This window comes from Rhizobacter sp. P2_D12, assembly GCF_056404395.1.
The window spans coordinates 55,298-75,047 of the sequence record NZ_JBFUEB010000019.1; the positions used below are offsets into that span (position 1 = coordinate 55,298).

The 19,750-nt window shown below is 71.5% G+C and carries 19 protein-coding genes; 9 read left to right on the forward strand and 10 right to left on the reverse strand.

Annotated elements, in window-relative coordinates; all coding sequences use genetic code 11:
* Positions 1 to 77: 77 nt before the first annotated feature.
* The 3 genes from AC1DYN_RS09050 to AC1DYN_RS09060 are packed head-to-tail and all read right to left on the reverse strand — an operon-like array spanning position 78 to position 2,738.
* Positions 78 to 689, reverse strand: a complete 612-nt coding sequence (locus AC1DYN_RS09050; RefSeq protein ID WP_477958790.1) for an amino acid kinase family protein — start codon at positions 687 to 689, stop codon at positions 78 to 80.
* Positions 689 to 1,759, reverse strand: coding sequence for a hydantoinase/oxoprolinase family protein (locus tag AC1DYN_RS09055; protein ID WP_477958791.1), 1,071 nt, complete (start codon positions 1,757 to 1,759; stop codon positions 689 to 691). Before AC1DYN_RS09055 ends, AC1DYN_RS09050 begins: the two co-directional genes overlap by 1 nt.
* Entirely contained in the window at positions 1,752 to 2,738 is a 987-nt protein-coding gene (locus AC1DYN_RS09060) for an ATP-grasp domain-containing protein (RefSeq protein ID WP_477958792.1), read from the reverse strand. Before AC1DYN_RS09060 ends, AC1DYN_RS09055 begins: the two co-directional genes overlap by 8 nt.
* A gap of 25 nt (positions 2,739 to 2,763) precedes the next feature.
* Between AC1DYN_RS09060 and AC1DYN_RS09065 the strand changes: the two genes are divergently transcribed.
* The 9 genes from AC1DYN_RS09065 (at position 2,764) to AC1DYN_RS09105 (ending at position 12,539) form a co-directional block, all read left to right on the forward strand.
* The gene (locus AC1DYN_RS09065) at positions 2,764 to 3,462 is read left to right on the forward strand and encodes a HisA/HisF-related TIM barrel protein (RefSeq protein WP_477958793.1); all 699 of its coding nucleotides are present in this window, start codon (positions 2,764 to 2,766) and stop codon (positions 3,460 to 3,462) included.
* A 220-nt stretch (positions 3,463 to 3,682) separates the two neighbouring features.
* A complete protein-coding gene (locus AC1DYN_RS09070) occupies positions 3,683 to 4,948 on the forward strand; it encodes a molybdopterin-binding domain-containing protein (RefSeq protein ID WP_477958794.1) in 1,266 nt (421 codons plus the stop codon).
* Complete coding sequence (locus AC1DYN_RS09075; protein WP_477958795.1) at positions 4,945 to 6,627, forward strand: formylmethanofuran dehydrogenase subunit A; 1,683 nt, start codon at positions 4,945 to 4,947, stop codon at positions 6,625 to 6,627. The genes AC1DYN_RS09070 and AC1DYN_RS09075 overlap by 4 nt, the downstream gene beginning before the upstream one ends.
* Entirely contained in the window at positions 6,624 to 7,538 is a 915-nt protein-coding gene (gene fhcD / locus AC1DYN_RS09080; protein WP_477958796.1) for a formylmethanofuran--tetrahydromethanopterin N-formyltransferase, read from the forward strand. The genes AC1DYN_RS09075 and fhcD overlap by 4 nt, the downstream gene beginning before the upstream one ends.
* On the forward strand, positions 7,535 to 8,344 hold the full coding sequence (locus AC1DYN_RS09085; RefSeq protein WP_477958797.1) for a formylmethanofuran dehydrogenase subunit C: 810 nt from the start codon (positions 7,535 to 7,537) through the stop codon (positions 8,342 to 8,344). The genes fhcD and AC1DYN_RS09085 overlap by 4 nt, the downstream gene beginning before the upstream one ends.
* Positions 8,345 to 8,353: 9 nt before the next feature.
* Positions 8,354 to 8,887, forward strand: a complete 534-nt coding sequence (gene fae / locus AC1DYN_RS09090) for a formaldehyde-activating enzyme (RefSeq protein WP_477958798.1) — start codon at positions 8,354 to 8,356, stop codon at positions 8,885 to 8,887.
* Between the two features lie 6 nt (positions 8,888 to 8,893).
* Entirely contained in the window at positions 8,894 to 10,738 is a 1,845-nt protein-coding gene (pabB, locus tag AC1DYN_RS09095; RefSeq protein ID WP_477958799.1) for an aminodeoxychorismate synthase component I, read from the forward strand.
* A 7-nt stretch (positions 10,739 to 10,745) separates the two neighbouring features.
* Positions 10,746 to 11,390 carry an HAD family hydrolase gene (locus AC1DYN_RS09100; RefSeq protein WP_477958800.1) on the forward strand — a complete coding sequence of 215 codons (645 nt, stop codon included), beginning with the start codon at positions 10,746 to 10,748 and terminating at the stop codon, positions 11,388 to 11,390.
* Between the two features lie 15 nt (positions 11,391 to 11,405).
* Entirely contained in the window at positions 11,406 to 12,539 is a 1,134-nt protein-coding gene (locus AC1DYN_RS09105; RefSeq protein WP_477958801.1) for a methyl-accepting chemotaxis protein, read from the forward strand.
* Positions 12,540 to 12,541: 2 nt separating this feature from the next.
* Here the strand turns inward: AC1DYN_RS09105 and AC1DYN_RS09110 are convergent, their stop codons facing one another.
* The 7 genes from AC1DYN_RS09110 to AC1DYN_RS09140 all read right to left on the reverse strand — a co-directional run bounded on the left by AC1DYN_RS09110 (position 12,542) and on the right by AC1DYN_RS09140 (position 19,623).
* Positions 12,542 to 13,156: a M48 family metalloprotease gene (locus AC1DYN_RS09110; protein ID WP_477958802.1), complete on the reverse strand. Its 615-nt coding sequence runs from the start codon at positions 13,154 to 13,156 to the stop codon at positions 12,542 to 12,544.
* Between the two features lie 155 nt (positions 13,157 to 13,311).
* A complete protein-coding gene (locus AC1DYN_RS09115) occupies positions 13,312 to 13,941 on the reverse strand; it encodes a response regulator (RefSeq protein ID WP_477958803.1) in 630 nt (209 codons plus the stop codon).
* The gene (locus tag AC1DYN_RS09120; RefSeq protein WP_477958804.1) at positions 13,938 to 15,308 is read right to left on the reverse strand and encodes a HAMP domain-containing protein; all 1,371 of its coding nucleotides are present in this window, start codon (positions 15,306 to 15,308) and stop codon (positions 13,938 to 13,940) included. The genes AC1DYN_RS09115 and AC1DYN_RS09120 overlap by 4 nt, the downstream gene beginning before the upstream one ends.
* Positions 15,305 to 16,258: an alpha/beta fold hydrolase gene (locus tag AC1DYN_RS09125; RefSeq protein ID WP_477958805.1), complete on the reverse strand. Its 954-nt coding sequence runs from the start codon at positions 16,256 to 16,258 to the stop codon at positions 15,305 to 15,307. The genes AC1DYN_RS09120 and AC1DYN_RS09125 overlap by 4 nt, the downstream gene beginning before the upstream one ends.
* Before the next feature lie 39 nt (positions 16,259 to 16,297).
* The gene (gene fba, locus AC1DYN_RS09130) at positions 16,298 to 17,347 is read right to left on the reverse strand and encodes a class II fructose-bisphosphate aldolase (protein ID WP_477958806.1); all 1,050 of its coding nucleotides are present in this window, start codon (positions 17,345 to 17,347) and stop codon (positions 16,298 to 16,300) included.
* A 313-nt stretch (positions 17,348 to 17,660) separates the two neighbouring features.
* Positions 17,661 to 18,539: a phosphoribulokinase gene (locus tag AC1DYN_RS09135; RefSeq protein ID WP_477958807.1), complete on the reverse strand. Its 879-nt coding sequence runs from the start codon at positions 18,537 to 18,539 to the stop codon at positions 17,661 to 17,663.
* 10 nt (positions 18,540 to 18,549) lie between these two features.
* Positions 18,550 to 19,623 (reverse strand): class 1 fructose-bisphosphatase, encoded by a 1,074-nt coding sequence (locus AC1DYN_RS09140; protein WP_477958808.1) that lies wholly within the window; start codon positions 19,621 to 19,623, stop codon positions 18,550 to 18,552.
* Positions 19,624 to 19,750: the final 127 nt, after the last annotated feature.

Genomic DNA, 19,750 nt, shown 5'->3' on the forward strand with positions numbered 1-19,750 from the left:
AAGATCCCTGCCCTGGACGCGGTGCCTGCCAGCGTGCAACGGTTCGAGCAGACCGCCAACCAGGCGATCTCACGAACCTAGAACCCCCGCCCCGCCCCCAGCACCGGATTCTCCCCATACAGCAACGCCCGCATCCCCTCCAGATCATCCTTGTGGATGATCTCGATCGGGAACGCCGCGCCRTCCGCCAGCGCCGCGAAGCGCGCATCGACGATGCCTTGCGCGCTCAGCTGCGCCAGCGTCGACTGCGGCGCCACGCGGCACGACTTCACCACCACCAGCCGCTCCGCATTGAGCCGCCGCGCCAAGTCGAGCGCGATGCTGTCCGACGTCACCTCCCAGTTGGTGTGCGCATCGGGCTGCTCGCGCTGCAGCTCGAACGGCAGCCACAGCGCCGTCTGTCCCTTGTGCAGCACGCGGCGGATGTCGCTGCGGCTGGTGGCCAGCTGCAGCGCGGGGTTCAGCGCATTCAGCTGGTAGGCGGTCTGCGCCATCGCCAGCACCGCCATGTTGTGCGCYGCCAGGTCGTTGAACTGCCAGTGCGATTGCAGGCGCCGCACCTCGTCGGCGAAGGGGCCGCCGCCGCACACCAGCGTCACGCGGCCGCCGCCCAGCTGGGCCAGCAAATCCAGCCACAGCGGCAGCACCGGGTCGGCACTCAGGCTGCCGCCGAGCTTGACGATCCACATCAGCGCAGCTCCATGTCGAGCAGCATGGCCACCGCCACGCTGGGCGCGCAGACCTGCGCCCAGCCCGCCACCCCGGCCGCGGCGCCGGGCGCCAGGCGGACCAGGTCGGCACCGTAGCGGCGGCACGAACACGCCGCGTCGTGCGCGCTGGCCAGCACGTCGGCCACCAGGAAATCGCCACAGCCGGCACTCACGACGACGGCATCGGACGACAGCGCATGCAGCTCGACCACGCGGTGCAACTGCCCGCCCAGCTCGTCCACCTGCGCAGCGCGCCAGTCCTGCGCGAACACCAGCCACTCGCCGTCGCACGCGTCGCGCGCATCCATGCCGATCACGCGGGCCAGCCGCTTGCGCGTGGCCGGCAGGTCCTTGGGCGCGTTGTCGGCGCTCGGGTACAGGTCGTGCGCCGGGTCCAGCTCGCCGGTCAGGCGGTACACGTCGGCCACCGTCGCGAAGTACTCGTTCATCACGTTCAGCAGCTGCCCCCGCCACGGGATCTGCCGCGCCAGCCCGCACAGCGGCGTGCGCACCACGCCCTGGTAGACCAACTCGCCGGTGGCCAGCCGCTGCACGTCGCTGCGCGCCTGCGTGACGACCTGGCCGTGCTTGAACGCGATGATGTCGGTGGTGGTGCTGCCGATGTCGACCAGCACGCCATCGCCGAGTTCGCGCGCCGCGTGCATGGCGGTGGCCAGCCAGTTGGCCGACGCGATGTGCTGCCACTCGGCGGCCACGCGCTCGCGCTCGCACCAGCCCTGGTCGCCGGCGAAGAACTGCACCGGCGTGCCCGGCCATGCGTCGCACAGCAACTGCGCGATGCGCTGCACGCCTTCCTCGCGGTGCTCGAACAGGTCGACCATCTCGCCGGTCATCGTCACCGCGTGCCCTGCCTGCGCCGCCCCGGGCCAGCGCTCGCGCGCCGACTGCAGCGCGCGCTCCAGATGCTCGATGCCCTGCCACAGCGGGCAGGCCCATTGCGCGACGTCGGCCACGCGGCCGCGCTGCAGCAGGCAGGCCTTGACGTGCGCGCCGCCGATGTCCCAGCCGACGACGCTGGCGTCAGCCATGGCCGTCCCCCGCGCGGTCGATCGCGTGGTCGCGCAGCAGGTCCGCCGCGAGGTTGCGGCCGAGCGCCGCCGACAGGCCCACGTAGGCGCAGGTGACGCGCGGGTTCACCTCGATCAGCACCGGCCCGCAGCGCGCATGCCACACCACGTCGATGCCGACGAAGCCGCGCAAACCCGGGATGCCCTTCGCCACCTGCGTCGCCAGGCGCGACAGCGCGCGGCCGCGCGCGCCGTCGACCGCGACCGCATTGACGTCGACCCCTTCGAACGACAAGGCGCCATCGGCATCGATCGCGATGCGCTGGCAGTTGACGCTGAGCACCTCGCTGCCATGCGCCGTGCACAGCAGCGACACGCTGAGCGGCTCGCCGTCGACCCAGGGTTCGATGGCCATCGGGCTACCGGCGATCGAGCGCCGGTCCCAGTCGGCCAGCGCTTCATCCTGCCAGGTGTGGACCCGGGTCGCGACGCCGCCCGCGCCATCGTCGGGCTTGACCACCCAGCGCTCCACCTCGGGCGAGTGCTCGAACGCGAGCGGCGTCGTCACGCCCTGCCCGGCCAGGTGCAGCAGCGTCGCGCGCTTGCCCGAGGCCAGCGCGATCGCCTGCGCCGTGCAGCCCAGCCAGCGCCCGGGCCCCACCACCTGCTGCATCCGCGCCAGCAGCCCGCCGGTCTCGGGCGCGACGATCCAGGCCACGTCATGCAGGGCGGCCTGGCGCGCGACGAAATCGAACGGCGACTCCCCGGCCCGCGGCCGCACCGGCTCGGCATTGCCCGGCACGCGCGGCGCCCGCGGGCTCGCGGCGACCGACAGCGAGACCTCCTCGACCTGCAACAGGTCCTGCGCCAGCGCATCGCGCATCGACAGGCCCAGCGGCAGCAGCTCGGCCGCGGCCGCCTCGTCGTTGACGGACGCATCGCCGGCCGACGGGATCAGGCCGCCGCCGCTGAGATACTCGTACACGAAAACACGTTTCATCGATGCTCCCTCTGCGTTGGACAACATGACCGTCATTCCCGTCATCGACCTGCTGCAAGGCCAGGTGGTGCGCGCCGTGCGGGGTGACCGGCAGCACTACCGGCCGATCGTCTCGGCGCTGTGCGCGAGCAGCGAGCCGCTGACCGTCGCGCGCATCCTGTGCGAGCACTGCGCGGCGCGCCAGCTGTACGTCGCCGACCTCGATGCCCTGCAGGGCGGGGTTGGCCACGTCGCCGTCGTGCGGCAACTGCTCGAGGCCCTGCCGGGCATCGAGCTGTGGCTGGACGCCGGCTTCGCCGACGTGTCGAAGGCCCAGGCCCTGGATGCAGGGCTCGGGCCGCTGGCGCAGCGCCTGGTGCCGGTCTTCGGCAGCGAATCGCTGCGGTCGCGCGCGGCGCTCGCCGCCTGTTTCGCGTCGGGCCGCGGCATCCTGTCGCTCGACCGCCGCGACGGCGAGCGGCTGGACCCGGCCGGTTGCTGGGACGCGCCCGCGCTGTGGCCAGCGCGCGTGATCGCGATGACGCTGGAACGCGTCGGCGCCGGCACCGGGCCCGACGTGGACACGCTGCGAGCGCTGGCCGCGCGCTCGCCGCACACCCGGCTCATCGGCGCCGGCGGCATCGCCGGCGAGGCCGATCTGACGCGAGCGCGCGACGCCGGCGCCTCGGCCTGGCTGGTGGCCAGCGCCTTGCACGACATGAAGCTGCCCCGGATGTCGGCCTGAGGCTGCTTGTCAAGCGGCGTTGCGAATGCAGCAGATGCGTCCATGACGGGACGACGCATCACGTTTCGTGCCAACCGAAGGCGCTGCCCGGGCACGGCCACGGCGCCGTCCGGCCGCCAGAAACGCGACACAGTGTCTCGCTTCTGGCCGGTGCGGCGGGCGCCGCCACCCCGGCGCCCGGGGTTCCCTCGTGGCACATCGCTTGCGTTGAAGCAGGCACATGACCGACACCTTCGTGAACCCGCGCGCCGGCGCCGCGCGCTGGACCTGCCCGTTCTGCCTGCTGCTGTGCGACACCTCGACCGTGCAGGCCGACGCCTCGGGGGCCCTGATCCTGTCGGGGCCCGGCTGCGCCTGCGCGCGCCGCGCGCTGGCGAAGTTCACGTCTCGGTCGCCGGCCGCCTCCGCGCGCGTGGACGGCCGGGATTGCCCGCTCGATGACGCCATCGCCGCGGCGGCCCGGCTGCTGTGCGCCAGCCGTCAACCGCTGTTCGGCGGGTTGGGCACCGACGTCTCGGGCGCCCGCGCGCTGTACCGGCTGGCCYGCAAGACCGGCGCGATCTGCGACGCGGCCGATGGCGAATCGTTGATGAACACGCTGCGCGCGACGCAGGACCGCGGCAGCTTCTTCACCACGCTGGCCGAGGTGCGCACGCGCGCCGACCTGATCGTCTGCGTGGGCGGCACGCCGGCGCAGCAGGCGCCGGAGTTCTTCGATCGCTGCGGCGTCGGCGAAGCGCTGGTCGCGAGGCGGCACGTGGCGGTGCTGGGCGGCAGCCCGGGCGACGACGCGGTGCTGGCCGGCCTGCGCGCGCGCCCGGGCGTCACGGCCGAGGCGATCGCGCTGCACGGCGACCTGTTCGGCAGCGTCGCGCTGCTGTCGGCGCTGGTCGCGGGCCGGGCCGCGCGCGATGCGCCCGCGGCACTGCAGGCGCTGGCCGCGCAGCTGCTGCAGGCGCGCTATGCGGTGATTGTCGGCGAGACCTGCGCGCTGCCGCGCCAAGGCGCGCTGCTCGTCGAAGGCATCCTGCGCATCGTCGGCACGCTCAACCGCAGCACCCGCGCCGCGGCGATGTGGCTGGGCGGCGGCAACGGTGCCGGCACGGTGAACCAGGTGTTCACCTGGCTGTCGGGCCTGCCGCTGCGCTCGCGCGCCGGGCCGCTGGGGCTGGAGCACGAGCCGCTGTGCTTCGATGCGCAGCGCCTGCTGGCCGACGGCGCGGTCGACAGCCTGCTGTGGGTGTCGAGCTTCGACCCGGATCTCGCACCGCCGGCGACTGCGCTGCCGAGCATCGTGCTGGGCCATCCGGGGCTGGCGAGCGCGCCCGCCTCGGTGTTCATCCCGGTATCCACGCCGGGCATCGGTTCGCCGGGCCACCTGTTCCGGGCCGACGGCTCGGTGATGCTGCCGCTGTTCGCGGTGGTCGAGGACGGCCTGCCGACGCTGGCCGGCGTGGCCGACCGCATCCTGGGAGGCCTGCGATGAGCGGCCTGCGCCTGCGCGGCGGCCTGGTCGTCGACCCGGCGAATGCCCACGCCCCGGAACGGCGCGACCTCTGCGTGCGCGACGGCCGCATCGCCGCCCTCGCGCCGCACGAGGCCGTCGACGAGGAGGTCGACGCGAGCGGCTGCGTCGTGATGGCCGGCGGCATCGACATGCACACCCACATCGGCGGCGGCAAGGTCAACCTGTCGCGCCTGCTGCTGCCCGAGATGCAGCGCCGCGGCGCCGATCCGTTCGCGCTGCCCGGCAACCCGCTCGAGCTGGCCTCGTGCGGCGGCTGCACGCCCGGCACGCTGGCCACCGGCTACCGCTACGTCGAGATGGGCTACACGGCCGCCTTCGAGCCGGCCATGATGGCGTCGAACGCACGCCACACGCACATGGAGATGGGCGACATCCCCATCCTCGACCACGGCGCCTACGTGATGCTCGGCAACGACGAGCTGTTCCTGCAGATGCTGGCCGAGAAGCAGGATTTCGAGCGCATCCGCGACTACATGGCCTGGACGATCCGCGCCACCAAGGCGATGGGCGTGAAGGTGGTCAACCCGGCCGGCATCTCGGCCTTCAAGTTCAACCAGCGCAAGCTCGACGTCGACGAGAACCACGTGCACTGGCAGGTCACGCCGCGCCAGGTGGTGCACACGCTGGCGCGCGCGCTGCGCGAGCTGGGCGTGCCGCACCCGCTGCACATCCACGGCAGCAACCTGGGCGTGGCCGGCAACATCCAGTCGACGCTGGACACCATCGCGGCGCTCGAAGGCCTGCCGGCGCACCTGACGCACGTGCAGTTCCATGCCTACGGCAGCGAGGGGGCGAAGAAGTTCTCGTCGGCCGCGGCGCAACTGGCCGAGGCGGTGAACGCCAACCCGAACGTCAGCATCGACGTCGGCCAGATCATGTTCGGCCAGACCGTCACGGCGTCGGGCGACACGATGCGCCAGCATGCGCAGTCGGGCCTGGCGAGCCCGCGCAAGTGGATCGGTGCCGACATCGAATGCGATGCCGGCTGCGGCGTCGTGCCGTTCCGCTACCGCGAGCAGAGCTACGTCAACGCGCTGCAATGGGCGATCGGCCTCGAGATCTTCCTGCTGGTCCAGGACCCGTGGCGCGTGGCGCTGACCACCGACCACCCGAACGGCGGCCCGTTCACCAGCTACCCGCACCTGATCCGGCTGCTGATGGACAAGGGCTTCCGCAACGAGCAGCTCGCGAAGCTGCACCCCGACGTCGCGGTGAACAGCGCGCTCGGCTCGATCACGCGCGAACTGAGCCTGCACGAGGTGGCGATCATGACGCGCGCCGGGCCGGCCAGGCTGCTCGGCCTGAAGGACCGCGGCCACCTCGGCGCCGGTGCCGCGGCCGACATCGCGGTCTACCGCGAGAACGCCGACCGCGAGGCGATGTTCGGCACGCCCGAGCGGGTCTACAAGGACGGCACGCTGGTGGCCCGCGGCGGCCGCATCACCGCCGTGCCGACCGGCGGCACGCACTTCGTCGAGCCCGAGTACGACCGCGGCATCGAGGGCTACCTGCGGCAGCACATGGCAACGCACGGCTCGGTGAACTTCGATGCCGTGCCCATTGACCACGACGAGCTGTGCAGCTGCTGCAATGGCGGGCGGCTGCTGCCGGCCGCGTGCTTCGAGCATTCACGATGACCGAGAACGGCGTCTTCATCGACGACAGCTTTGCCGAGGCCTTCCCGATGAAGGCCACGCGGCTGCTGATCACCGCGCACAACCTGACCTGGGCGCGCCACGCCGCGGTGTCGGCCACCGGCTTCGCGACCTCGGTGATCGCCTGCGGCTGCGAGGCCGGCATCGAGCGCGAGCTGGACCCGGCCGACACGCCCGACGGCCGGCCCGGCGTCAGCGTGCTGATCTTCTCGATGTCGGGCAAGGAGCTCGCGAAGCAGGTGGAGCGACGCGTGGGCCAGTGCGTGCTGACCTGCCCGACCACGGCAGTGTTCGCCGGCATCGCCGAGGGCGAGGCGATCGCCCTCGGCAGGAACCTGCGCTTCTTCGGCGACGGCTGGCAGATCTCGAAGGTGATCGGCGGCGTGCGCTACTGGCGCGTGCCGGTGATGGACGGCGAGTTCGTCGCGCAGGAGACGACGGCCGTCGTCAAGTGCGTGGGCGGCGGCAACCTGCTGCTGATGTGCCGCGACACCGATGCCGCGCTGGCGGTGGCCGARGCCGCGGTGGCCGCGATGAAGACGCTGCCCAACGTGATCATGCCGTTCCCGGGCGGCGTGGTGCGCTCCGGGTCCAAGGTCGGCAGCAAGTACGCCACGCTCGGCGCGTCGACCAACGACGCGTTCTGCCCCAGCCTGCACGGCCTGGTGGCCAAGAGCGAGATCACGCCGCAGACGCGCTGCGTGCTCGAGATCGTGATCGACGGCCTGACCGAGGCCGACGTCGGCGCGGCGATGCGCGCCGGCATGCGGGCCGGCATCGCGCTCGGCGCGGCCGGCGGCCTGCTGCGCATCTCGGCCGGCAACTACGGCGGCAAGCTCGGGCCCTTCCACTTCCACCTGCGCAAGCTGCTGGCTGCGCAGGCCGCGGCATGAGCTGGCGCCTGCGCCTGCGCCACGCGCCTGCGCTGCGCGTGGACCTGCGGGGCGTGCTGCCGGCCACGCTGGGCGGCTTGTCGGCAGCGCAGGTCGGGCAGGTTGCCGTGGGGCACGGGGCATCGCGGGTGCCGCTGGGGGAATTCTTCACCGTCGAGGCCGGCGACGACGACGGCGCACTGGTGTTCGACGGCGACCTGTCGCGCTTCGACCGCGTCGGCTGGCAGATGGCAGGCGGCCGCATCGCCGTGCACGGCCCGGCCGGCCACTACGCCGGCGGCTGCATGAGCGGCGGCGAGTTGACGATCCACGGCCCGGTCGGCCTGCTGGCAGCCTGCGAGATGGCGGGCGGCCGGCTCACGGTCGACGGCGACGCGGGCGACTTTGCCGCCAGCACGCTGCCCGGCAGCATGGACGGCATGCGCGGCGGGACGCTGGTGGTCAAGGGCAACGCCGGTGCACGTTTCGGCGACCGCATGCGGCGCGGCACGGCGCTGGTGTTCGGCAACGCGGGCGATTTCGTGGCGTCACGCATGGTGGCCGGCACGATCGCGATCGGCGGACAGGCCGGTGCGCACGTGGGCTACGGCATGCGACGCGGCAGCGTGGTGTTCGCCGCCGCAGCGCCGACGATCGCACCGACCTTCGTGCCGGCGCTGGTCGACGCGCCGGTGTTCTGGCAGCTGCTGGCCCGCGACATCGCAAGCCACGGCGGCCCCTTCGCGGGATTGCCGTCCCGCACCATCGCGCGCCACCTGGGCGACCTGGCGGCAGACGGCCGCGGCGAACTGATCCTGGCAACCTGAGACACAAGCATGACCCAGACCTACCTCTTCCACGCCGGCGAGGCCACCGTGTTCGCACGCGAAGGCCAGTTCACCGATGCGATGCCCGAGATCCTGATCGGCCGCACCGACGGCCCGGTCGGCCAGGCTTTCGCGAACATGATGGCGCAGAGCAAGGGCCACACCGCGATGTTCGCGATCCGCGCCTGCAACCAGCTCGTGCGGCCGGCGACCATCATCGTGCCCAAGGTGACGCTGAAGGATTTCGCCAACATCGATCTCTACGGCGGCGTGGTGCAGGGTGCCACCGCCGATGCGGTGGTCGACTGCCTCATCGATGGCACGATCCCGAAGGACATCGCCAACGAGCTGTGCATCATCAGCCTGGTGTGGATCGACCCCCGCTGCGCGAAGGACCCGAACCTGGACAAGAAGGACATGTACCGCACCAACCACGAGGCGACCAAGCTCGCGATCAAGCGGGCCTTGAACAACGAGCCCACCGTCGAAGAACTGATCGCCAACCGCCACAAGATCAAGCACGACATGGACGACTGGAGCTGACGCGGTGTGAACGGCATCTACGCACTGCTCGACGACTGCCACGCGACGCGCGGCAACCCGCTCAGCCGGCTCTACACCGGCTTCGAGCGCGAGCACCGCTGCGTCGACCCGGCGCAGCTCGATGCCGTGTGGGCTGCCGTCGATGCAGACCTGCGCGCCGGGCTGCATGCGGTGCTGCTGGCCGACTACGAGTGGGGGGCCAAGCTGATGAAGGCCGGAGATGCCGCGCTGCAGCCGGACGATGCGGCCTCGCTGCGGGTGCTGATGTTCCGCGACCTGGCCCGGCTGTCGAACGATGACGTCGACGGCTGGCTCGCATCGCGCGGCAGCGAGGACGCCTGCGGCGTCATGAACCTGCGCCCAAGCGTCGACAAGCCGGGCTTCACGCGGGCCATCGATCGCATCCACGAAGCGATCCGCAACGGCGAGACCTACCAGGTCAACCACACCTACCGCCTGCACGGCGATGCGTACGGCTCGCCGGTCGACCTGTACCGCCGCCTGCGCACGCGCCAGCCGGTGGCCTATGGCGCGCTGATCGCGTTGCCGGACGCGGGCACCGCGCACGTGCTGTCGCGCTCGCCCGAGCTCTTCCTGCGCCACGAGGCCGGCCTGCTGACCGCGCGGCCGATGAAGGGAACCGCGCCGCGCATCACCGCGCCCGAGAGCGACAGCGAGACCGCGCGCCTGCTGTCGCTGGACATCAAGAACCGCGCCGAGAACCTGATGATCGTCGACCTGCTGCGCAACGACCTGGGCCGCGTCGCGCAGACCGGCACGGTCAAGGTGCCGTCGCTGTTCGCGATCGAGCCGTACACGACGCTGTTCCAGATGACCTCGACGGTCAACGCACGCGTGCGGCCCGAGGTCGGCTTCGGCGAGCTGCTGCGCGCGGTGTTCCCGTGCGGCTCGATCACCGGCGCGCCCAAGCACCACACGATGGAGCTGATCGCCGGGCTGGAGACCACGCCGCGCGGGCTGTACTGCGGCGCCATCGGCTGGGTCGACGCACCGCGCGGCGCGGCGCGCATCGGCGACTTCTGCCTCAGCGTCGCGATCCGCACGCTGACGCTCGCCGCCGAAGCGGACGGGCTGCGGCCGGCCCGGCTGGGCATCGGGGCCGGCATCGTGCTCGACAGCCGGGCCGACGACGAGTTCGAGGAATGCCTGCTGAAGGCGCGCTTCCTGACCGGGCTGGACCCCGGCTTCCAGCTGTTCGAGACGCTGTGGGCGCAGCGCGGCGAAKCGCGCGGCCTCGACCAGCACCTGGCGCGGCTGGAGCGCAGCGCCCAGGCGCTCGGCTTCGCGTTCGACGGCGAGCAGGTGCGTGCCACCGTGGCCGCCACGCTGGCCGTGCTGCCGGCCGGCACGCCGTCGCGCCTGCGCGTCGCGCTCGCGCACGGCGGCGAACTCGCCATCACCCATGCCCCGCTCGCACCGCTGCAGCCCGGGCCGGTGGGGCTGCTGATCGCGCCCCAGCGCCTGCCCGACCGGGCGCCGCTGGCGACCCACAAGACCACGCTGCGCCAGCACTACGACGCCGGCGTGCAGGCGGCCGAGCGGGCCGGCGCGTTCGACAGCCTGTTCTTCACCGCCGACGGCCGGCTGGTGGAAGGCGGGCGCAGCTCGGTGTTCCTGCAGCTCGACGGCCGCTGGTGCACGCCGCCGCTGCGCGACGGCGCCCTGCCCGGCGTGATGCGCGCACGGCTGCTGGCCGACCCGGGCTGGGCCACCGTCGAGCGCAGCCTGGACCTGTCCGACCTGCAGCGCGCGCAGGCCATCGTCGTGTGCAACGCGCTGCGCGGCGTGCTGCCGGCGCACCTGCTGTCGCACGAACTGAGCACCGCGTGAGCACCCCATGAACCTGGCGCTGTTCGACCTGGATCACACCCTGATTCCCTTCGACAGCGGCATGGCCTGGACGCGCTTCCTGGCGGACCGCGGCGCCCTGCCCGCCGATGCGCCCGAGGCCTACCTGGCCTGCTGCCACCGCTACGTGGCGGGCACGCTGGACATCCGCGCGATGCACCGCGCCACGGTGGCGCCGCTGGCGGCGTTTGCGCGCGCGCAGGTCGAGGGCTGGAGCCGCGAGTTCGAGGCCGAGATGGCGACACGGATTCCGCACGGCATGCAGGCACGGGTGGCGCGCCATCGGGACGCCGGCGATCGGTGTGCCGTCATCACCGCAACCACGCGCTTCATCGCCGAACCCTTCGCGCGGCTGTTCGGCATCCCGCACGTGATGGCGACGGAGAGCGCGTGGAAGGATGGTTTCCTGACCGGCGAGATCGACGGCGAGCCCTGCCATCGCGAGCACAAGTTGCACCGCGTGCTCGCCTGGCTGCCGCAGGGCTTGCAGGCCTTCGAGACATCCTGGTTCTATTCCGATTCCGCGAGCGACCTGCCGCTGCTGCAGGCGGTGTCGCATCCGGTGGCCGTGCGGCCGGAACCCGCGCTGCGCGAACACGCGTTGCGGGCCGGCTGGTCGGTGCTCGACCCATAAAAAAGGAGACACATCATGGAATGGATACGCCAGGTCAGCCTGGTCAAGCGGGTGATGATCGGGTTCGTCGCGATGGGCCTGATCGTGCTCGCGATGGGGGCCGCAGCCGCCTGGACGGTGCGGCAGCTCGCCGCGGCGCCGCAGCGCGTCGACGCCGAGGCGGCCGCCGGGTGGTTCGTCGCGTGCGCGGTGGCCGGCTGCGCGGTCGCGCTGCTGGCCGGCTGGCTGATCCGCGGCAGCATCAAGGAGTCGGTCGAGTCGACCGTGCAGTGCGTGATCCGCATCGCCGGCGGTGACCTCGAGACCAAGATCAGCTCGTCGGGCAAGGACGAGATCTCGTGGCTGCGCGCCGAGCTGAACGCGATGCGCAAGAAGCTGCGCACCATGGTGCTGGACGTGCGGCAGACGGTGGAGAGCGTCAACACCGCGTCGGACGAGATCGCCAGCGGCAACACCGACCTGTCCAACCGCACCGAGCAGCAGGCGAGCGCGCTGCAGCAGACCGTCAGCTCGATGGCGCAGCTGGCGGCCACGGTGACCAGCAACTCGGACAGCACGCGCGAGGCGCGCAGCGTGGTCACCGGCTCCAGCGAGGTGGCCGCGCGCGGCGCGCAGACCATGCAGGACGTGATCGTGCGCATGGACGAGATCAACACCAGTGCCGGCAAGATCGCCGAGATCATCGGCGTGATCGACAGCATCGCCTACCAGACCAACATCCTCGCGCTGAACGCGGCCGTCGAGGCGGCACGTGCCGGCGAGCAGGGGCGAGGTTTCGCGGTGGTGGCCGAGGAGGTGCGCAGCCTCGCGCAGCGCAGTTCGTCGGCGGCGCGCGAGATCAAGGCGCTGATCGGCGACTCGACCGAAAAGGTCGCCGCCGGCTCGCAGCTGGTCACCGATGCCGGGCGCACGATGCGCGAGATCGTCGACAGCGTGGGCCAGGTGGCCGGGCTGATCGCCGGCATCGCGCAGGCCGGCGAATCGCAGGGGCACGACATCGGCCGCATGCAGCAGGCGATCGCGCAGCTCGACACGATGACGCAGCAGAACGCTGCGCTGGTGGAGGAATTGGCCGCGTCGGCGCAGTCGCTGAAGGGCCAGTCGGGCCGGCTCACCGAAGCGATGAGCTCGTTCAGGGTGAATGCGTAACCCTACTGGGCGCGCAGTGCCGCCAGGCGCCTGTGCGTGCCGGGATGGGTGGCCGTGTCCTTGGTCACGCCCAGGCGCATGAACGCCGAGACCACCGTGTCCCGCGGCACGCCCATCCCTTCCAGCGTGCGCAAGGCGAACGCGTCGGCCTCGTACTCCTGCTGGTAGGCCAGCGCCGAAGCCTCGCGCCCCAGGCGCCCGGCGACCGGGTCGGTCTGCTCGGGGGTGACGCTGCCGGGCACCCATTTCTGGTACATCACGCCCATTTGCGACCAGTGCGCCAGCGCGACGTGGCCCAGTTCATGCGCCAGCACGAACAGCCGGCCTTCCTCGGCCCAGTCGCCCAGCGCCTCGTTCACGATCACCGTGCGGCCATGCAGCGTCTCGGCCACGACGTCGCCATGCACCACGCGCAGTTCGACGGCGCCCTCCAGCCCCAGCCGGCGCACCAGCATCTCGAAGCTGTCGCGCAGCTTCTGCGCCCGCTCGCTCTCGACCGGCGCCGGCGCCAGCCGCTCCAGGCGCACGCTTTGCGAGCGCTCCAGCACCTGCGTGATGTCTTCGCCGTGCGCGACGCCCGCCGCCAGTGCAACCCCGATCAACAGCCAGCCCCGCATCGACGACTCTCCTGCGCGGGCCCGAACTGCAGGCCCTTGTGAGCGATTACGGCGCAAGAAATGGGCCCGCTTCAAGGGTTTACCCTTGGTCTTCACGCGAATCGGGGGGACGCCGTGCCGTAGTGCACGGGCAAACGCGGTGCCATCTGCCTGCTTCAGACCTGGATCAGCCCCCAGTGCAGCGCCACCAGCGTCAGCTCGGACTGGTTGCTCGCGCCCAGCTTCTGCTTCACGTGGTACAGGTGCGTGCCGACGGTGCTGGGCGACAGGTTCAGGTTGGCGGCGATCTGCGCCACCGTCAGGCCGCGCGCCAGCTGGATGAACACCGAGAACTCGCGTTCGCTCAGCATCTCGGCCGGGTTCGCGTCGCCCTTCACCTGCGCCAGCGCCAGCACCTGGGCGGTCTGCGCGTCCACGTAGGGGCGGTGCGCGGCCACCGCGCTGACGGCGGCGATCAGCGCCTCCGGCGCACTGCGCTTGTTCAGGTAGCCGAGTGCGCCGGCCTGCATCACGCGCCGCGGATGCGCCGTGTCTTCATGCGCCGACAGCGCCAGCACGCGCGCCTTCGGGTCCTGCGCGAGCAGCCGCCGCACCGCCTCGAGCCCGCCCATGCCGGGCATCGACAAGTCCATCACCACCACGTCGGGCTTGAGCTTCGGGTAGTCGGTGCAGGCCTGCTCGCCGGTGTCGGCCTCGCCCACGACCTCGATCCCGGCATCGGCCAGCAGCATGCGGAATCCCATGCGCACCAGCGCGTGGTCGTCGACGAGCATCACTCGGATCATTCGGGGGCAGCCTCGGTTCGGGGAGGGGATGGCGGAAGGCGCACGCTCAGGCGCACGCCGCGCGGGGATGTCGGCACCAGCTCGAAGTTGCCGCCCAGGCCTTGCACCCGTTCGGCCAGCCAGCGCAGGCCATGGTGGCCCTTCTTGCCGGCCCAGTCGGGCGACAGGCCGACGCCGTCGTCGGCCAGCTCGAGCACGGTGCCGTCGGCCGCGGCGCGCAGCCGCACGTCGACGCGCCGTGCCTGGCCATGGCGCAGCGCGTTCGTCAGGCCTTCCTGCGCGGCGCGGTACAGCGCGAGCGCCGCCTCGCTGCCCAGCTGCACGCCGTCCATGTCGGCCTGCAGGTCGATCCGCGCCCCCGGGTGGCTGCGGCGCGTGCGCTCGGCCAGGTCGGCCAGCGCCTCGGCGAGGCCGAAGTTGTCCAGCACCAGCGGCGTCAGGCGCGGGATGATGCCGTGCATCGCGTCGTACAGGCGCGAGGATTCCTCGGCGATCAGCCGCGCCGCCTGCTCGGCCTGCGGATCGAGCGTGCGCATGCGCTGCGCGATCGACAGCGCCATGCTGCGCATCGCCGTCACCGACTGGCCCAGCTCGTCGTGCAGCTCGCGCGCGATCAGGTGGCGCTCCTGCTCGATCTGGTGGTCGACCCAGCGCGTCAGCTCGCGGCTCTCGGACAGCTGCAGCTCGGCGCGCACCGCGCGGCGCTCGGTCTCGATGTGGCCCTGCAGCATGCCCACCATGCGGTTGAAGGCCTTGCCGATGGTGCCGGCCTCGGCGCCCGGCAGCGGCGGCAGCACGACGTCGAAGCGGCCACCCTCCAGCTGGTTCAGCGCTTCGACGATCTGGCCGAAGGGGCGCAGCGTGCGCCCGACCAGCCAGTACACCAGCCCGTTCAGCACCACCAGCGTCACGACCGCGCCGAACACCAGCGTGATGGCCTCGTCCCACGCGTCCAGCACGGCGCGCGAGGCGTTCGCCTGCACCGTCAGCTTGCCGTCGGGCAGCTCGAGCGACTGGGCGGCCGGCGGCGGTGCGACCAGCGCGTCGAACCAGTCGGGCGCATCGCGGCCCTGCTTGTAGGGCGATGGCGGCGACACGTAGAGCACGGTGCCCTGCTTGTCGCGCAGCGTGATGTCGTTCGAGCGCACGCGGCCCATGCCCTGCAGGAAGCCCAGCACCGCCGGCGTGCCCTGGGCCGCGTAGCGCCACACGGTGCGGTTGAGGAACTGCCCCGCGACGCGGTTGGCCGCCACCACCTCCTCGTTGACCGATGCGCGCATGCTGCGCAGCTCCAGGCCCATCATCACGAACAGGAACAGCAGCGTCAGCAGCCCGACGATCAGGTGGATCTTGAAGCGAAGGCTCACGACGCGCCTGCCTCGAAATGGCCGTGCGCCGCATAGCCGTCCAGCGCGTCCACCATCGCGCGCACCATCGCCGGATGGGATGGATCGTGGCCTGCGCCTTCGACGAGCTGCAGCCGGCTGTGCGGCAGGCGCTCATGCACCGCGAGCGCGCCCTCGGGCCGGCAGATGCGGTCTTCGCTGCCGTGCAGCAGCAGCGTCGGCACCCCCGGCAGGCGGTGGCAGCGATCGAGCAGCGGCGGTGCATCGAGCCAGCAGCGGTGCAGCAGGTAGTGGCTTTGCACGCGGTAGCGGTCGACCTGTGCATCGAGCGCGGCGCCCGACGGCTCGGCTTGTGCCGCGGCACCGGTCGCGAGCGTGCTTTCCCAACGCCACCAGGCCAGCGCCATGCGGCGAGCCGTGTCGGCATCGGCGGCCAGGCCGCGGGCCAGGAAGGGCAGCATGGCGTGCCGCTGGTCGGGCGGTGCGATGGCGGCGAACTGCGCCCAGGCCTCGGCATGCCCGGCCGGGATCACCTGGAAGAACCCGGCGATGTCGTCCTCGCGCGCGAGGAAGGTGGCGCGCAGCAGCAGCGCCGCCACCGCGGCGGGATGCGCCGCCGCATACGCCAGCGCGAGCGTTGCGCCCCATGAACCGCCGACCACCAGCCAGCGGTCGATGCGCAACGACGCGCGCAAGGTTTCCAGGTCGGCGATCAGGTGATCGGTGGTGTTGCCGACCGTGCTGCCGCGCGGCCGGCTCCGGCCGGCACCGCGCTGGTCAAGGCTGACGATGCGGTAGCGGGCCGGGTCGAAGAAGCGGCGCAGCAGCGGCGAGCAGCCGGAGCCCGGGCCGCCATGCAGCACCAGCGCGGCGATGCCGTCCGGGTTGCCGCACTCCTCGACGTGCAGCACGTGGCCGTCCGGCACGCCAAGGTCGTGCACGCGGTACGGTGCGGATTCGGTGTGGAGCATGGCCACGGGCATGGTAGCCCGCGACCGCGGCGGCGGCCTTCAGTGCTTTCCTTGCGCATAGGCCTGGGCTGCGGCGTCCAGCGGCACCGGCTTGATGCGCGAGGCCATGCCGGCGCAGCCGAAGGCCTCGAAGCGGGCGATGCACAGGTCGCGCGCCGCGGCGGTGGCGTCCTTGAAGAACTTGCGCGGGTCGAACTCGCCGCGGTCGCGCGCCATCGCGCGGCGCATCGCGCCGGTCATCGCGAGGCGGATGTCGGTGTCGATGTTGATCTTGCGCACGCCGTGGCGGATGCCTTCCTGGATCTCCTCGACCGGCACGCCGTAGGTCTCCTTGATCTCGCCGCCGTGCTCGCGGATCACCGCCAGCCATTCCTGCGGCACCGACGACGAGCCGTGCATCACCAGGTGGGTGTGCGGGATGCGCGCGTGGATGGCCTTGATGCGGTCGATCGCGAGGATGTCGCCGGTCGGCTTGCGGCTGAACTTGTAGGCGCCGTGGCTGGTGCCGATCGCGATGGCCAGCGCGTCGACGCCGGTCTGCGCGACGAAATCGGCGGCCTGCTCGGGGTCGGTCAGCATCTGGGCGTGCGTCAGGGCACCGGCCGCGCCGACGCCGTCTTCCTCGCCGGCGGTGCCCGATTCCAGCGAGCCCAGGCAGCCGAGCTCGCCCTCCACCGACACGCCCACCGCATGCGCCATCTCGGTGACGCGGCGAGTGACGCCGACGTTGTAGTCGTAGCTCGACGGCGTCTTCGCGTCCTCGAGCAGCGAGCCGTCCATCATCACGCTGGTGAAGCCCGAGCGGATCGACTGCATGCACACCGACGGGCTCGCGCCGTGGTCCTGGTGCATCACGATCGGGATGCCGGGGTACATCTCGGCGGCGGCCTCGACCATCTTGCGCAGGAAGGGCTCGCCGGCGTACTTGCGCGCGCCGGCCGAGGCCTGCAGGATCACCGGGCTGTCGGTACGGTCGGCCGCCTGCATGATGGCCTGGATCTGCTCCAGGTTGTTCACGTTGAAGGCCGGCACGCCGTAGCGATGCTCGGCGGCGTGGTCCAGCAGTTGTCGCAGCGAAATCATCGGCATGCTGTGCTCCGTTTGATTGAACGGTGGTGGTCATGAACCCGTTCGGACTGAGCCTGTCGAAAGCCCGGCGGATGTTGCACCGGCTGCGCCGGYGCGCTTCGGCTSCCACCCTTCGACACRGGCCCTCGACARGCTCGGTCCCTGCYCRGGGCGAACGGCTGKCTTCTCCGTYCGCCCTGAGCTTGTCGAAGGGCYYGGCTGAGCCTGTCGAAGCCCTGCCCGCAGCACACTCGCGTCGCCGGCGCGCTTCGGCTCCCACCCTTCGACACAGGCCCTCGACAGGCTCGGTCCCTGCTCRGGGCGAACGCGTTCCTCATGCGGACAACAGGTTCTTGCGCTGCTCCACCAGCCGCATGATCATCGGCGTGAAGATCAGCTGCATCGCCAGTTCCATCTTGCCGCCCGGCACCACCAGCGTGTTGGCGCGCGACATGAACGAGTCGTGCAGCATCGACAGCAGGTACGGGAAGTCGATGCCGCGCGGGTTGGCGAAGCGGATCACCACCAGGCTCTCGTCGGCCGTCGGGATGGTGCGCGCGATGAACGGGTCCGACGTGTCGACCACCGGCACGCGCTGGAAGTTGATGTGGGTGCGCGTGAACTGCGGACAGATGTAGGCCACGTACTCGTGCATGCGGCGCAGGATCACGTCGGTCACCGCCTCGGTCGAATAGCCGCGCGTGCTGCGGTCGCGGTGGATCTTCTGGATCCACTCCAGGTTGATCACCGGCACCACGCCGATCAGCAGGTCGGTGAAGCGCGCGACGTCCACCTTGTCCGTCGTCACGCCGCCGTGCAGGCCCTCGTAGAACAACAGGCTGCTGGGCGGCAGCGGCTCCCACGCGGTGAAGGTGCCGGGCCGCTGCTGGTAGGGCGCGGCCTCCTCGTCGTTGTGCAGGTACTTGCGGCTCTGCCCGGTGCCGGTCTCGGCATAGCTGCGGAACAGCTCCTGCAGCTCGGCGAACAGGTTCGCATCCTCGCCGAAGTGGCTGAAGTGCGGCTTGCGGCTCTGCTCGGCCTCGGCCATCGCCGCCTTCATGGCCTCGCGGTCGTAGCGGTGGAAGCTGTCGCCCTCGACGATGGCGGCCGCCACGCCCTCGCGGCGAAAGATGTTCTCGAAGGTCTTCGTGACCGAGGTGGTGCCGGCACCGGACGAACCGGTGATGGCGATGATGGGGTGCCGTGCGGACATGGCCGGGCCCTCACGCGGTGGCCGCGAACAGGCCGCGCTTGCCGAACAGCGGCGAGTCGTAGTTGGCCGCCGGTTCGTCGCGGTGGTAGGTCTCGATGCGCGCCACCTCGTGGCGCGACCCGAAGACGAAGCCGATGCGCTGGTGCAGCGCCTCGGGCTGAACCTCCAGCAGCCGCGCCCGGCCGGTGCTCGCGCCGCCGCCGGCCTGCTCGACCAGCAACGAGATCGGGTTGGCCTCGTACAGCAGGCGCAGCCGGCCGGCGCGCGCCGGATCCTTGCTGTCGCGCGGGTACAGGAACACGCCGCCGCGCATCAGGATGCGGTGCGTCTCGGCCACCAGCGACGCGATCCAGCGCATGTTGAAGTCGGCGCCGCGCGTGCCGGTCTGGCCGGCCAGGCATTCGTCGACGTAGCGCTTGACCGCCGGTTCCCAGAAGCGGCTGTTCGAGGCGTTGATCGCGAACTCGCAGGTCTTCTCGGGGATGCGCAGGCCGGGGTGGCTGAGCACCCATTCGCCGAGCAGCGGGTCGAGCGTGAACGCATGCGTGCCGCGGCCCAGCGTCAGCACCAGCATGGTCGACGGGCCGTAGATCGCGTAGCCGGCGCACACCTGCTGCGTGCCGGGCTGCAGGAAATCCTGCGGCTGCGGGTCCTGCCCGGGCGTGACCGCGCGCAGCACCGAGAAGATGCTGCCGACCGCGACGTTGACGTCGATGTTGGACGAGCCGTCGAGCGGGTCGAACAGCAGCAGGTACTTGCCGCGCGGGTACTCGGGCGGCAGCGTGTACGGCGCCTCCAGCTCCTCGGACACCATGCCGGCCAGGTGCCCGCCCCATTCGGTGGCGCGCAGGAACAGCGCGTTGCCCAGCACGTCCAGCGTCTTCTGCTCTTCGCCATGCACGTTGCCGGTGCCGGCGCTGCCGAGCGCGCCGTCCAGCGCGCCGTAGGCCACCTTGCGCGCGATGGTCTTGCAGGCCAGCGAAACGTCGGTGATCAGCGCGTTCAGGTCGCCGGTGGCCTCGGAATGGCGGCGGCGCTCCTCGATCAGGAACTGGGTCAGGGTCGATCGTCCTCCGGTGAGCATGGCGGGTCTCCTGGTTACTGATGAATCGGGGTGCGCACGGGCAGCCTGGCGAGCAGGTCGGCGGGCACGTCCAGGCGCCACGTGCCGGCCGCGGGCAGCGGGCCGTAGCCCCAGGCGGCCCAGGCGG

What these genes read in the sequence shown, in the direction of transcription:
- AC1DYN_RS09055 (WP_477958791.1), bottom strand. Translation starts at nt 1,759, where the DNA reads ATGGCTGACGCCAGCGTCGTCGGCTGGGACATCGGCGGCGCGCACGTC.
- AC1DYN_RS09060 (WP_477958792.1), bottom strand. Translation starts at nt 2,738, where the DNA reads ATGAAACGTGTTTTCGTGTACGAGTATCTCAGCGGCGGCGGCCTGATC.
- AC1DYN_RS09065 (WP_477958793.1), top strand. Translation starts at nt 2,764, where the DNA reads ATGACCGTCATTCCCGTCATCGACCTGCTGCAAGGCCAGGTGGTGCGC.
- AC1DYN_RS09075 (WP_477958795.1), top strand. Translation starts at nt 4,945, where the DNA reads ATGAGCGGCCTGCGCCTGCGCGGCGGCCTGGTCGTCGACCCGGCGAAT.
- AC1DYN_RS09085 (WP_477958797.1), top strand. Translation starts at nt 7,535, where the DNA reads ATGAGCTGGCGCCTGCGCCTGCGCCACGCGCCTGCGCTGCGCGTGGAC.
- fae (WP_477958798.1), top strand. Translation starts at nt 8,354, where the DNA reads ATGACCCAGACCTACCTCTTCCACGCCGGCGAGGCCACCGTGTTCGCA.
- AC1DYN_RS09100 (WP_477958800.1), top strand. Translation starts at nt 10,746, where the DNA reads ATGAACCTGGCGCTGTTCGACCTGGATCACACCCTGATTCCCTTCGAC.
- AC1DYN_RS09105 (WP_477958801.1), top strand. Translation starts at nt 11,406, where the DNA reads ATGGAATGGATACGCCAGGTCAGCCTGGTCAAGCGGGTGATGATCGGG.
- AC1DYN_RS09110 (WP_477958802.1), bottom strand. Translation starts at nt 13,156, where the DNA reads ATGCGGGGCTGGCTGTTGATCGGGGTTGCACTGGCGGCGGGCGTCGCG.
- AC1DYN_RS09115 (WP_477958803.1), bottom strand. Translation starts at nt 13,941, where the DNA reads ATGATCCGAGTGATGCTCGTCGACGACCACGCGCTGGTGCGCATGGGA.
- AC1DYN_RS09125 (WP_477958805.1), bottom strand. Translation starts at nt 16,258, where the DNA reads ATGCTCCACACCGAATCCGCACCGTACCGCGTGCACGACCTTGGCGTG.
- fba (WP_477958806.1), bottom strand. Translation starts at nt 17,347, where the DNA reads ATGCCGATGATTTCGCTGCGACAACTGCTGGACCACGCCGCCGAGCAT.
- AC1DYN_RS09135 (WP_477958807.1), bottom strand. Translation starts at nt 18,539, where the DNA reads ATGTCCGCACGGCACCCCATCATCGCCATCACCGGTTCGTCCGGTGCC.
- AC1DYN_RS09140 (WP_477958808.1), bottom strand. Translation starts at nt 19,623, where the DNA reads ATGCTCACCGGAGGACGATCGACCCTGACCCAGTTCCTGATCGAGGAG.